Annotated in this window: 13 protein-coding genes and 1 tRNA gene; 7 read left to right on the forward strand and 7 right to left on the reverse strand. The window is 51.6% G+C overall.

Annotated elements, in window-relative coordinates; translation table 11 throughout:
* Positions 1-28: 28 nt before the first annotated feature.
* Complete coding sequence (locus ABDW72_RS17150) at positions 29-655, reverse strand: L-threonylcarbamoyladenylate synthase (protein ID WP_347159828.1); 627 nt, start codon at positions 653-655, stop codon at positions 29-31.
* 245 nt (positions 656-900) lie between these two features.
* Between ABDW72_RS17150 and mltG the strand changes: the two genes are divergently transcribed.
* The 5 genes from mltG to ABDW72_RS17175 all read left to right on the forward strand — a co-directional run bounded on the left by mltG (position 901) and on the right by ABDW72_RS17175 (position 5,237).
* Positions 901-1,968, forward strand: a complete 1,068-nt coding sequence (gene mltG / locus ABDW72_RS17155; protein ID WP_347159829.1) for an endolytic transglycosylase MltG — start codon at positions 901-903, stop codon at positions 1,966-1,968.
* A gap of 91 nt (positions 1,969-2,059) precedes the next feature.
* Positions 2,060-2,473: an acyl-CoA thioesterase gene (locus ABDW72_RS17160; RefSeq protein WP_347159830.1), complete on the forward strand. Its 414-nt coding sequence runs from the start codon at positions 2,060-2,062 to the stop codon at positions 2,471-2,473.
* A complete protein-coding gene (locus tag ABDW72_RS17165) occupies positions 2,470-3,438 on the forward strand; it encodes a YihY/virulence factor BrkB family protein (RefSeq protein WP_347159831.1) in 969 nt (322 codons plus the stop codon). Before ABDW72_RS17160 ends, ABDW72_RS17165 begins: the two co-directional genes overlap by 4 nt.
* 249 nt (positions 3,439-3,687) lie before the next feature.
* Positions 3,688-3,772, forward strand: a tRNA-Ser gene (locus ABDW72_RS17170).
* A gap of 250 nt (positions 3,773-4,022) precedes the next feature.
* Complete coding sequence (locus ABDW72_RS17175; protein WP_347159832.1) at positions 4,023-5,237, forward strand: site-specific integrase; 1,215 nt, start codon at positions 4,023-4,025, stop codon at positions 5,235-5,237.
* A 175-nt stretch (positions 5,238-5,412) separates the two neighbouring features.
* Here the strand turns inward: ABDW72_RS17175 and ABDW72_RS17180 are convergent, their stop codons facing one another.
* Both ABDW72_RS17180 and ABDW72_RS17185 read right to left on the reverse strand, forming a co-directional pair.
* Complete coding sequence (locus tag ABDW72_RS17180; RefSeq protein WP_347159833.1) at positions 5,413-6,354, reverse strand: ArdC family protein; 942 nt, start codon at positions 6,352-6,354, stop codon at positions 5,413-5,415.
* A 68-nt stretch (positions 6,355-6,422) separates the two neighbouring features.
* Positions 6,423-6,890, reverse strand: a complete 468-nt coding sequence (locus ABDW72_RS17185) for a JAB domain-containing protein (RefSeq protein ID WP_347159834.1) — start codon at positions 6,888-6,890, stop codon at positions 6,423-6,425.
* Between the two features lie 934 nt (positions 6,891-7,824).
* Here ABDW72_RS17185 and ABDW72_RS17190 point away from each other — a divergent pair.
* Together ABDW72_RS17190 and ABDW72_RS17195 are read left to right on the forward strand one after the other, a co-directional pair.
* Positions 7,825-8,349 (forward strand): transposase, encoded by a 525-nt coding sequence (locus ABDW72_RS17190; RefSeq protein ID WP_347159835.1) that lies wholly within the window; start codon positions 7,825-7,827, stop codon positions 8,347-8,349.
* A gap of 9 nt (positions 8,350-8,358) precedes the next feature.
* Entirely contained in the window at positions 8,359-9,372 is a 1,014-nt protein-coding gene (locus tag ABDW72_RS17195) for a transposase (RefSeq protein WP_347159836.1), read from the forward strand.
* A 258-nt stretch (positions 9,373-9,630) separates the two neighbouring features.
* Here ABDW72_RS17195 and ABDW72_RS17200 read toward each other — a convergent pair whose 3' ends face one another.
* The 4 genes from ABDW72_RS17200 to ABDW72_RS17215 all read right to left on the reverse strand — a co-directional run bounded on the left by ABDW72_RS17200 (position 9,631) and on the right by ABDW72_RS17215 (position 12,714).
* Positions 9,631-10,533 carry an IS3 family transposase gene (locus ABDW72_RS17200; protein WP_347159837.1) on the reverse strand — a complete coding sequence of 301 codons (903 nt, stop codon included), beginning with the start codon at positions 10,531-10,533 and terminating at the stop codon, positions 9,631-9,633.
* A gap of 2 nt (positions 10,534-10,535) precedes the next feature.
* Positions 10,536-10,871: a transposase gene (locus tag ABDW72_RS17205; protein ID WP_347159838.1), complete on the reverse strand. Its 336-nt coding sequence runs from the start codon at positions 10,869-10,871 to the stop codon at positions 10,536-10,538.
* Positions 10,872-10,949: 78 nt separating this feature from the next.
* On the reverse strand, positions 10,950-12,026 hold the full coding sequence (locus tag ABDW72_RS17210; RefSeq protein WP_347159839.1) for a potassium channel family protein: 1,077 nt from the start codon (positions 12,024-12,026) through the stop codon (positions 10,950-10,952).
* 142 nt (positions 12,027-12,168) lie between these two features.
* Entirely contained in the window at positions 12,169-12,714 is a 546-nt protein-coding gene (locus tag ABDW72_RS17215) for a DUF421 domain-containing protein (protein ID WP_347159840.1), read from the reverse strand.
* Between the last annotated feature and the right edge of the window lie 8 nt (positions 12,715-12,722).

Genomic DNA, 12,722 nt, shown 5'->3' on the forward strand with positions numbered 1-12,722 from the left:
TCTCTCCTTTAACTTTCCAACTTTCTAATTATAAAAACTGTTCAATGTCGCCGGCGCCTTCGCGGAGCACGGCAAAATTGTCTGCTGCATCCACTACCGTAGAGGCGACATTGTTGCCGTAGCCGCCATCGATCACCACATCCACCAGATTTTTGAACTTCTCATAAATAAGCTCCGGATCGGTACTATACTCCACCACTTCATCGTCGTCGCGCACAGAGGTAGAAAGGATAGGGTTGCCTAACTCGCGCACCAGCATCAGGGCAATGTTGTTGTCGGGTACCCGGATGCCGACCGTTTTCTTTTTGCTGCCCGCATACTTGGGTACTTTGCTGCTAGCCTCCAGCACAAACGTAAATGGCCCCGGAAGCGCTTTTTTCATCACTTTATAAGTAGGCGTGTCTATTTTGGCATAGTCAGAGATGTGAGTAAGGTCATAGCAGATAAAGGAGAGGTTTACCTTGTCGGGCTTAAAGCCCTTGATCTGGCAAACCCGCTCTACGGCCCGCGTGTTGTGGATGTCGCAGCCGATGCCATAGATGGTATCGGTGGGGTAAATTACGATGCCGCCGTTCCGGAGCACTTCCACGACCTCTCGTACTTTCTTTTCCTGTGGATTATCGGGATGGATCTGTATTAAAGTTGCGCTGCTCATGTTGCTGCTGAAGTTAAAGGTAGAAGTATACCTTCTTCATACTTAATTTAACAGACTAGCGTTTTGCAGGGATAAAAAATCAGGCGAAAGGAAAAGCAGGCTTAGGGCTGTGGCAGCGGAAGGCGCGAACAGTAAAGCAACAAATTAGCACCACTTATAAAACAATGCGGCAATTAATGTAATTTTGCTGCCCGCTAAGCGGTGGCTGCGGAACCTTAACCCTTTTCCTTGCCTTTATACTTATTATGGCTAAAGAAGTCAATACCAGAAGAAAAAGAAAACAGAGCAGCAGCCTGGTACCGGTGCTGGTCGCTTTGTTTCTGTTCCTGTTCGTAAGCTTTTCTTATTACGCTTACCAGATCGTTTATACCCCCAATGTAGACACCAAGGGCCAGGATACCTATGTGTACATCCCAAAAGGCGCTACGTTTGTGCAGGCCATGGATTCGGTGGAGGCTACCGGCGTAGTAGTCGACCGGCTCTCGATGCGGTTTCTGGCCAAACTCATGGACTATGACAAAGCCGTGAAACCAGGCCGCTACAAGTTAGTGAATGGCTGGACGAACCGGCAGCTGATCAGTTCGTTACGTTCCGGTGAGCAGACGCCCGTAAAGCTGACCTTTAATAACGTCCGCTTACGCAGCCAACTGGCCAAAAAGCTGGCCGCAGAGGTAGAGCCAAGCGAAGCGACCATCGACAGCCTGCTCAACGACCAGCAATACCTGGCTTCACTGGGCTTCGATACTACTACTGTGGTGAGTATGTTCATCCCGAACACTTACGAAGTATACTGGACAACTACAGCGCCGGAACTGATGGAGCGGATGAAAAAGGAATACGATAAATTCTGGACTCCCGAGCGCCAGGCTAAAGCAGCGGAAATAGGGCTGTCGCAGAAAGAGGTGAGCACGCTGGCTTCTATTGTGCAGGCCGAGACCATCAAAAATGATGAGAAACCCCGCGTGGCCGAAGTATACCTGAATCGTCTGAAGAAAGGCATGCTCCTGCAGGCCGATCCGACGGTTGTGTTTGCCGTGCATGATTTTACCATCCGTCGTGTGCTCAACACGCATCTCCGGTTCGACTCGCCTTATAATACCTACAAGTATAAAGGCCTGCCTCCGGGGCCTATTAACGTGCCCAATATTTCCAGCATAGATGCTGTTCTGAATCCGGAGCAACATAATTATCTCTACTTCTGTGCTAAAGAAGACTTTTCCGGCTATCATAACTTTGCTGCTACGGAGCGGGAGCACATCAACAACGCCCACCGCTACCAGCGCGCCCTGAACGAGCGAAACATTCTGAAGTAAAAGTTGTAAAGGAGGGAGCCCGCTTGCGTATTATTGGCGCAGCGGGCTCTTTTTTTATACTTTAGCATTTCAACTACTTAAACCAAACGCAGTGTTTGAATCAGAAGTACAGCTTCGGGTGCGCTACGCCGAGACCGACCAGATGGGGTATGTATACTATGGCAATTACGCCGCCTACTATGAGGTAGCCCGTACAGAAGTTTTTCGGCGGCTGGGCATCCACTACAAAGAAATGGAAGCTACCGGCACCATGATGCCGGTACTGGAGCTGAAATGCAAGTATATCCGCCCGGCCAAGTATGACGACTTGCTGACGATTAAGCTGCTGCTGAAGCGCAAGCCTACCGGTTCTCGTATACTGTTCGAATATGAGGTGTACAACGAGGAACAAACGCTGCTCAACAAAGGAGAGACCACCATGGTATTTGTGGACATGAAATCCGGAAGGCCAACGGCTGTACCCGAACTGATACACCAGAAGTTAGACAGCTATTTTAACGAATGAGGCTGAACCAGCAATATCTGCGGCGCAGGCGCGCGTACCGGAAGTTCATTGTGTTTCTGAAGAAGTGGCGCTTCAATGATGGCCGGTCTTCGGCATACGACGTGGTGGACGTGCTGATAGGAGAACTACGGCTTGATTCGATCACTACCCGGGCGGCCCACATGGCTTTTAACTTTACGCTGGCCACTTTCCCGACCATCATCTTCCTTTTCACCCTTATTCCCTACATCCCAAGCGTGCTCAACCTCGATCTGAGCCAAAGCATCCTCAACTTTATTGCCGATTTTATGCCCAAGGAGATGTATACCGTGGCGTACGGCACCATTGAGGATATTGTGAACAAGCCGCGTGGGGGGCTGCTCTCCTTTGGTTTCTTCTTTGCGCTGGTGCTCTCCACCAATGGGATCATGTCGCTGATGGATGCATTTGATAAAAAGTACCATACCTTTTACAAACGAACGTATCTGCGCAAACGGGTTATTGCCACTTTCCTGACTCTGGCGCTTTCGGCTATTTTGCTGGTGGCCGTATCTACTATCTTTTTCGGGCAGTGGATACTCGATGTGCTGGTATACTATGAGGTGGTGACCGAGAGCTATACCTATACCTTAATCGTGCTGCTGAAGTATATTGCCGTTGTTCTGCTGTTTCTGCTGGCCACTTCGCTCATATATTATTATGTGCCGGCCGTGGAAGACAAATGGCCTTTTGTGTCGGCGGGGGCTGTGGTGGCAACGGGGCTCATCTTTATCGTATCCTTACTGTTTTCTTTATACATCAGCGCCTTTGATAGTTACAACAAATTCTATGGCTCCATTGGGGCGCTGATCGGTTTGATGATCTGGCTCGACTTTATTTGCGTAATCCTGATTCTGGGGTTTGAAATTAACGTAAGCATTGACTCGGTAACAAAGCGCCTGGTGCGCAGCCAGGTAGAAGAGCGCGTCGTCAAAGCGGCCTCTTAGAGCTTCTTAGAGCAGTATAAGCTGTCTTTGGGTGAATCACATTATACTTAGAACAGGGACTTTATTCCTGAATCTTTCAGTACGGCCATGTGTGAAGGGATTGCAGCTACTGTATTTACAAAGTCTGATAGAAGATTTCTGTTTCAGAACCAACAGCTTACCCCCGGACACAGCAGAACAGAAGAAAAATTTTGGCGTATAGCTTTGAAAGTTCGGTACAGGGCCATACTTTTGTACACGAAATAAGACAGAGAGTTGGCGGAGTGGTCGATCGCGGCGGTCTTGAAAACCGTTGACTGTAACAGGTCCGGGGGTTCGAATCCCTCACTCTCTGCCGGTAGCAATACCAAAATCAGCTAAAAGCCTGTAAACAAAGCGTTTACAGGCTTTTTTGTTTTTAGAATTGTACCAAATTATTCATTTTTTTGCGAACGAAAGGTGCGTAATTCGGTGAGTTCAACGAAAAGGTCTTTCAACTCACCAGAACGAGGATAACAGCTTGATTTACAAGATGTACAGAGGCTGTGCATCTTGACTGTGACTGACTGCAAAGCTATATTTGTTTAACTTCTAAAGTCACTGTTATGAGTGTTAACTTCAGCATGCTCTTTTACCTCAAGAAACAAAAGAACTACCACACAGGCCCTGTTCCTGTCTACCTGCGCATTACTGCTGCTGGCCAACGTGCCGAATTAGCCACCGGGAGAGAGTGCGAACCGGACTGCTGGCATGCCTCCGCAGGACGGGCTATTGGCACCCGGGCTTCCTCCAAATCCCTTAATGCCTACCTGGATAACCTGCGGGCAAAAGTGTACGAGGCCCACCGGCAGTTGGTGGAAGCCACAGGGCTGGTGTCTGCTGCTGGGATCAGGAACAGGGTTATTGGCAAGGAGGAGAAAGGCAGGAGCCTCATCGAAATCTTCAGGGATCATAATCGCAGAATGGAGGCCCTGGTCGGAGAAGAGTTTACCCCCGCGACCCTGGAGCGCTACAACACCGCTTTAAAGCACACCCTGGATTTCCTGCAGTGGAAGTATCAGGCTACTGATATCGATATAAAAAGGATTGACCATGCCTTTGTTACAGATTACGAGTTCTACCTGCGCAGCGTGCGCAAGTGTTCCAACAACACGGCAGTAAAATACATCAAGAACTTCGGCAAGATCATTCGCATCTGCCTGGCCAACGGCTGGCTGGTAGCAAGCCCCTTTCTCAACTACAAGGCGAAGGTGAAGCAGGTGGTACGCAAATTTCTCACTGCAGAAGAGTTGGATACAGTCGCTTCAAAGGCATTTGATGTGGAGCGCCTTTCCCAGGTGCGGGACATCTTTGTTTTCAGTTGCTTTACAGGCCTGGCCTATGTGGATGTGCTCAAACTCACGCGCACCGAGATCAGCACGGGGATTGACGGCGAGAAGTGGATCATCAAGCAACGGCAGAAAACCAATACTCCTTCCCGGATACCCTTGCTCCCGACAGCATTGATGATATTGGAGAAGTACAGGGAGCATGCCCAGTGTGTAAATGAAAACAGGCTGCTGCCTGTGCTAAGTAATCAGAAGATGAATGCCTACCTGAAGGAAATAGCGGACCTGTGCGGAATCCACAAACCATTCACCTTCCATATTGCCCGCCATACCTTTGCCACGACCATCACGCTGCTCAACGGTGTCCCTATGGAGAGCGTTTCCAAGATGCTGGGACATACTAACCTGAGGACCACCCAACATTATGCGAAGATCCTGGATATTAAGGTAAGTGAGGACATGCGGTTGCTACGGGAGAAACTAAACCGTTAAACAGGATAAAACAAGCGAAGGGGCACAGCCTGTTGCAACGGGATCTTCCCTGCAGTTGCCAGTTGTGTCAAAGCATGTGTTGTTCTGCTATTGAAGCATGCAGGCTTTGATGCGAAGCGCTGCAAATAGAATGAGGATAAGGCTGCTCTGTAACATGGAGCAGCCTTTCTCTATATCAGGCAGCCCTAGCGGGCGTTTCCTCCTGCGCTGTCTGTGCCTGCTGGCCGAGGATGTAGCTGGCTGCTTTAAAAGCCCTGGTGCCGGCGTAGATAATCATCGTCTTGTCATCCCAGAGTTTGGTGATCCAGCCTTGCAGGTAAGCGACCGAGTTTTGAAACACTTCCTCTTTGATTCCGGTGAAGGCGCACAGGAAGCTGGCCCCCATCTCAGCGATAAGCTCCTCTTTGCTGTAGACCTCATCCCCGAAGCGGCTTGCCTTTTCTTCATCAGTAAAGCGGTTGAGCCGGTCGGAGTGTCCGGTGGAGTGGATCAGTTCGTGGAAGAGCGTGGCGTAATAGGCTTCGGAGGAGACGAAGTGCTTTAGTTCCGGTACCTGTACGGTGTCCTGATCAGGTGCGTAGTAGGCCTGTGAGCCGCCGTGCAGGATCTGTGGTTGGGGATTGGGGTAGTTGTTTACCACGCGCTGGCAAGCTTCAATGAGCTGCTGCCCGGACCGCTCGGCAAATGTCGGAAGCTTAAAGTCCACACCCTCTATCTGGTCGATGTTGAACACGGTCCAGAGGAAGGGAACGAGCCTTCTTTCCTGACGATCTTTTCCCCGGGCTGGTTGAGGCTCACCGGCTCGCTTTTCTGCGTCCTGCTCATAAACCTTCCAGTAGACGACGGGAGTACCTTTCTGCCCCTTCCGCACGTGACCGCCCAGCTCGAGGGCTTGCTTAAAAGTGAGAAAGTAAGGCGAGGCGTAGCCGTGCTTTTCCGTGATGTAGTTTAGGTAGAAGGCATTGAAGCTTTCATAAGGGCGGCCGGAGCTATAGTTCTTGGGAAGGCCATAGCAGGTCCAGGGCTTGTGCCAGATGGCGATGTCCTGCTGTAGTTGCGCAATGATTTCACTGGTTACCTGCTGGGCCAGTTGGTTGAATTTCTGATAAGCGTTCATAGAGATAAAGTTTAAGTTTTAAGGAAGGTTGTCTTGAAGCGCTGAGGCTCCGCATGGGAAAGGAAGGGCTAGAGTAGCCCTTCGTCCGCGAGGGAGTAATAGCTCTCGCTGGTGAGGATGAGGTGGTCCAGGACGGCGATGTCGAGCAGTTCGCCTCCCTGCTTCAGCTTCTTGGTGAGCTGCAGGTCTGCCGCACTGGGCTTCAGGTTTCCGGAGGGATGGTTGTGGCAGAGGATGAGGGAGGAGGCGCAGGCTTTGAGTGCGGCCACAAAGACGAGCTTGGGGTCAGCCACCGTACCGGCCACGCCTCCTGTGGAGAGTTCGTAGATGCCCAGCACCCGGTTGGCGCGGTTGAGGAGCAGGACCTTGAACTGCTCGACGAATTCAAGCTTGCCAGTGTCCCAGCTTTGCTTTAAGATGTTGTAAGTATCGGTGGAGCTGGTAACCTGCGGCCTTTGGGAGGGCTTCACGCGGGCGCGGTAGGAGAGCTTAACTTCAGCTACTTGGAAGGACGGGTTTTTCAGGAGCTTTTCCATAATCATCTGGTTTTTAAGTGTGAGGAATTGATTATGGTGCCCCGCTGCCTTCGGGTCGGACTAAGGGCAAGGTGGAGCCGAAGAAAAGGTGGAGGGTCCCCCGCCAGGGGGATACCCCTTTTGTTCGGACAACCTTGCTCCCGTGTCCGGCCCGCAAGGCGAACTTTGCACAAGAATGAATGACAGTGGATTTTTGCGTTTCTGTAGCTTGAAGAAGGCTGTTTTAGAGAAGCCGAATGGCATGTTGCTTTTATCATAACAACAGGCAGAGGGTATGTGGGACACCCAGTGGTGTTTTCCGCATACCCTCTGCCTTGTAGATTGCTTGCTGTCCGGTTTGCTGGTAGAGTTGTTTTTGTAACTCCTTATTAATGCGTTTTCCTACCAGCTAGTTAAGACTAATCGCACCATGCCACTACCTCCTGGCTAAGCGCGTTAAGTTCTTAAATTAAAAGTAGAATACTGTACTGTATTTCTTCCAGTATCAGATATAAGAAGCCTGCGCTTGATAGGTATGTTCGGGATTACTTAACAAGACGCTTGTTGTCACTGCGCAACAAGCTGTTGCGTAAATATCAAATTTAAATGAGTAGGAGAAAACTGTTCAGTCCATTTCCCTGAATACATAACCGCTGTTATACTGTAGTCCTCCTCCACAGCCTCGAAACAGATGGTTAATTCTTGTATTTTTTAGGGTTGATGGAATTTAGAAGGAAGCTTTAATTAAACTGATAAGTCAAAGTGTAAAACAGTGAAACGTATGAAGTTGGCTTCTGGACTTCGTAAGGAATACAAAAAGTATAAACAATAGTAGGGGTTGTAGATGTTATCACCTTTTTCTAATCAGGCGCATGGAGGCTGTAAAACAAACTGTGTGGCTGTTGCACAACTGTCCGAATACAGCCGTAAGAATAAGAGTTAAACCTTTGGTGTTATGCTGGGCAAGAAGACTTTCAGGGATGAGAAGGAGCTGCACTTCTCGCTCTCGGCGCACGTGCCGGAGCACAACTTTTACAGACAGCTCAAGCAACATCTAAATCTTGACTTTCTCTATGATATGACGCGGGGGTACTACGGCGGCTGCGGCCAGCACAGTATCGATCCGGTGGTCTTCTTTAAGCTCTGCCTGGTGGGCTACCTGGAGAACATCGTCTCCGACCGTCGCCTTCTCGAGCACTGCAGCCTAAGGCTGGACCTGCTCTACTTTCTGGACTACCAGCTCGACGAGCCTCTGCCATGGCACTCTACCCTTTCCCGTACCCGTAAGCTTTACCCGGAGGCCTTGTTCGAGATGCTCTTTGACAAAGTCTTCAGCTTGTGCGTGGAAAAAGACATGGTAGCGGGCAGTACACAAGCCATAGACTCAGCCCCCATCAAGGCCAATGCCTCCATGGAGAACCTGGTTCCCAAGCAAGATGCCGCATCAGCAGAAAACCGCTTACAAAAAGCAGGTACATAGCATCAGGATTTGAATAAAGAAGAGAATCCTTCTACCAGGCAGTGTATCACGGCTCCCGAACACCACCTTAAGCGGTTAGTGAGGCGCCAGCAGCGGCTCTACGAGCGCCCCACAGGGGCTATCGGGGCATCGAATGAAAAGGCGCAGCTGCTCAGTAATAAGACGCACTACTCCCCGCACGATCCCGATGCCCGCATATCTGTCAAGCCCGGCAAAGCTAGGAAGCTCAACTACCACTGCAGCATGGCGGTCGATACGGCCAAAGGTGTTATTTCCCACATCCGGGCGGACTTTGCCGACGGCAGGGACAGCCAGCACCTGCCTTCCCTGGTGATGCAGGTGCAAGGAAGGCTAAAGGAGAATGCGCTGCTCATGCAGGAACTGCTGGCCGAAGCCGGCTACTCCAACGGCTCTAACTATTTCATGCTCGAGCAGCAGGGCATCACAGGCTGGATCCCCGTGTTCGGGATGTACAAGCCCGAGATTGCCGGCTTTCCCTATGACAAGGAGAAGGACCGCTACATCTGCCCCATGGGAAAGCCACTCCCCTTCAAGGGCTTTGACCGCACTGCGGACGGCAGGCTGCTGAGAAACTACTGGGCAGCGCCCAAGGACTGCAGGCAGTGCGCGTCCAAACCCACGTGTGCCCCCAAGGCCCGGTGCCGGAAAATTACCCGCACAGCTTATGACGAGCAGTACCTGAGGGCATATGCCCGGCAGCAAAGCAGGCGGGGCAAGCGCATGAAAAAGCTTCGCCAGAGCACGGTGGAGCCGGTCTTCGGGAGCCTGGTAGATCACTATGGGCTGCGCAGAGTTGGCGTGCTGGGAAAGTCGGGTGCCCATAAAGCCATGCTCCTGGCTGCCGCTGCATTTAATATAAGAAAGTACATGAGGTACAAGCCGAAGAAGTCTGTGAGCATGGCAATAGCAATGGAAAGGGAGCAGCCACATGCTCATACCTTCAGCTATTGGTTTCACCCCTGTCGCTTGCCCACAATCAGAGAGAGGAGCGTTGTAAATTAATTCAGAATAAAAGCTGCTAAAAAGTATGCTGGAAGCTGAGTTGTGCAACAGCCACGAGGGTTTTATGAGACAAAGGTAGATTAGGTGCTAAACATAAGGCCCCCCCTTTGACTCGTCCTGAAAAAAGTTGACAGTTTACATTGTTAATCCTATACCAGGTTGACAGCTGGTTCTTAATCCTGCCATCCCTTTACACCTTATACCCTCACCATAAGTAAGGGGTTCTGGCAACCACAAACCTTCCTGGCCTGCACCTTACTACATGGGCACCTCCTTTCCCTTCTTGTCAGTATAATAGTTTTTCCAGTGTCTCTTCAGCTCGCCGGTCCTGCCGTGCGCCTCCACAGGCGTGAGCATGCCCACGCTCGAGTGCGGGCGCTGATAGTTGTAGATGCTCACTGCCGTGGCCACGGCTAGTTGGGCCGCCCCGAAGTCAGGGTACACTGCCTCCAGGAGCTCCTGCTTGAGGACACCGTTCACCCGCTCGGCCAGCGCATTCTCCAGCGGGTCGCCGCTCTGTGTCATGGAGATAGCGATGCGCCGCTCCTGCAGCAGCCTAACATACCCTTGGCTGCAGTACTGAATGCCCCTGTCGGAGTGATGGATAAGGTAGCCCTGCATGGGGCAGCTGGCAAGGGCCATCTCCAAGGCCCGGATGCATCCACAGGCGGTAAGATCCTCGCTCAGGTAAAAGCCGACGATCTTACGGCTGTAAGCATCGGTAACAAGGCTCAGATAGGCAAAGCCTTCCTTCAGGTGAATATAGGTGATGTCGCTCACCCACAGCTGCCCGGCTGACTTGGGCACAAAACCCACTGTCAGGTTCTCGTACTTGTGCAGCCAGTGACCAGAGAAAGTGGTCTGGGGCTTAGAGCGCCTTCGCTTCCTGACTAGCAGACAGCGCTCACGCAGGAGCTCGAAAAAGGCGTCTCGGCCTATCTCAATGCCATGGGCAGCCATGAAGGGTGACATCATCACCAGCAGCTTGCGCGCTCCCAGGCGCTTCTGCGTGCAACGGATTCGCAGTACCTCTTGCAGCAGCAGGTCCTCTTGCAGCGCTTGCTGCTGCTGGGCTTTGAGGTGCTGGTAGTACGCCTGTCTACTGTAACCAAACAAGCGGCAAAGCACTCCAACTACTTGGAGGAGCGTTCTTTGCTCCACTCTCAGGATTGCTTGGTACCAGACTTTTTTAGGATGGGGGTTCCGAGCTCCTCCTCGGCTATGAGGATTGCCTCCTGCAGGGCCTGGTTGTAGAGACGGGCTTTGCGCAGCTCCGATTGCAGGGTTTCGACACTGGTCGGCAACTTGTCTGTGGGCAGTTCCCGCAGCAGCCTGGCTCTTCTGATTTTGTGTGGTTTTTTCATGCGCCCTTGGTACTCCTTGACCCAACGGTGCAGGCTACGGTAATCAACACCATTTCTTTCGGCCACTTCCCGGTAGCTCTGCCCGGAGGTGAGATACTCAGCTACAATACGTTCTCTTAATGCTTTGTCCTCCATTTTTGTTGACTTTTTTGTCAACCTATTTCAGGACTAGACAATTGTATGACTAGATGAATTTTCATCATGACTGCCGACTTAAGCAGATGATGCCCGCGTATTGGTATCCCACTCATAAAGCATCGCTGCCGCCAACTTGTGAACAGGCCGGTCCCACTTTGTTCTGAACGTGACATACTCGTCTGCTCCGGCCACAGTGTCAACGCGGATGTGCAGCCCGGCGTCGGCGAGCCGGGGGAGGGCGGCCAAATAACGCTCCCGCCAAATTTTGACCTCTTGCTTAGATGGTGGACTGGGCTGCGCATCAGAGGTGAGTTCATGCATGAGCATCATGGCAGCATCAAACATCGTGTTGAGGTCCGGGGAGTGGATCGTGCGAGCATATCGTTCCTGATCCAGCGCACTTCGGATGAGCGTTGCCGTGTCAAGTGCCGTAAGCAGAATTCGCGGCAACGCGTAGTAAGGCTCCCGGTAATGGAAGTACCGGAGTATTGGGTAGAAACGTTGTGTCTGGTGTATCTGCCGGAGAAACTCGGCTTTGGAAGCTAAGTGCTGTCGCGCCTCCGACAAGTCAGCGCCATCGGCCAGCCTGGCAAGGAGCTCGGCGGCATCGTCGGTATTCCCGCTCAAATGATGCAGCCCTTGGGCAAACGCATTCCGACCCGTCAGGCTGGAGTACACCGATAGAAAGTACGTGATGGCCATACTGAAAAAGGCAAAGCCGACCGCGGCCGCGGTAACCGTGAGGATCCTGTATAAGTCCGTGTTTGGCGACAGGTCGCCAACGCCGAGGGTCGTGAGATTGAAGCCGCTGTAGTACATGGCGTTTGCCCAACCGGTATCGGTCGTTCCCGACGAAGCCAGGATTCCCGATCCTAAGGCTGGTTTAAAGATCATGGCCCATCCAATTACAAGTAGTAAGAACCAGACAGTCAAGGTGACTGTGATGAGAATGGGTCCGCTATAGGAGAGGATGTTACGGCGCCGCTGGCCGCTGGTCATCTTTCCGAAAAACCGGAAGCTATGCCAGATCCAGCGAGCTAGGGGCTTTCGTATAGGGCCATGTCCGCTGGCGGGGAAAAGTACGGTAAAGAAAACATCCAGCAGCACGATAAATACAAGCACGCTTCCGGCTAATTGAAGAAAGACATCCATTTGAACGCTACATTTACATTTTCTACAAATTGAGCAGACACAGAAGCCTGGGCTACTTGAAAGTTTTCACCGATCTGGTACCTGGTTCTGCTTGCCCTGCTCCTCTCATCAGGCAACGGTGTTTACCGCTGTAGCTCTTTGGTTAAGCTTGTGATGACGTACGCGCCACAATATCTTCCACCAGTCCCTTATCGCTTGCTTCCTGTTCCGAGTGGTGAATGACAGAGACCTGTCCCCGTTGTTCGAATATCACGTACCGTACCTCTCTCAAATCATCTACTCCCTGCTGGCGGAGCAAACCATAAAGATCGCTGTGGGTTAGCCCGCACCTTTGGAGTTCGTGATCAAGTACCTTTCCCTTCGATACAAGCAGGCGTGGAGAGTGATCGACCAGTCTAGCGATTGTGGGGAACCGGCGCAGCCGCGTGATGCACCTGTGCGCGAGGAGCAATGTCAATAGCGTGACAGCTCCGGCAAGGTAGCTGGTGGTATCGGAATTCGGCACACGTCCTACAATGGCTCCAACTGCGACAGCAGCAACGAAGTCAAAAGGAGACATTTCAGCAAGGGCGCGGCGATTGCTGATCCGAAAGCCGAACACGGCTGTGAGGTAGAGCAGGAGCGCCTTAATTGCTACCCAACCAAGCTCTGCGCTTCCTCCGATCAGATGTGAAAAGAGATTCTCCATACTTAGAA

It is taken from the genome of Pontibacter chitinilyticus, assembly GCF_039748935.1.
In the GTDB taxonomy this organism is placed as follows: domain Bacteria; phylum Bacteroidota; class Bacteroidia; order Cytophagales; family Hymenobacteraceae; genus Pontibacter; species Pontibacter chitinilyticus.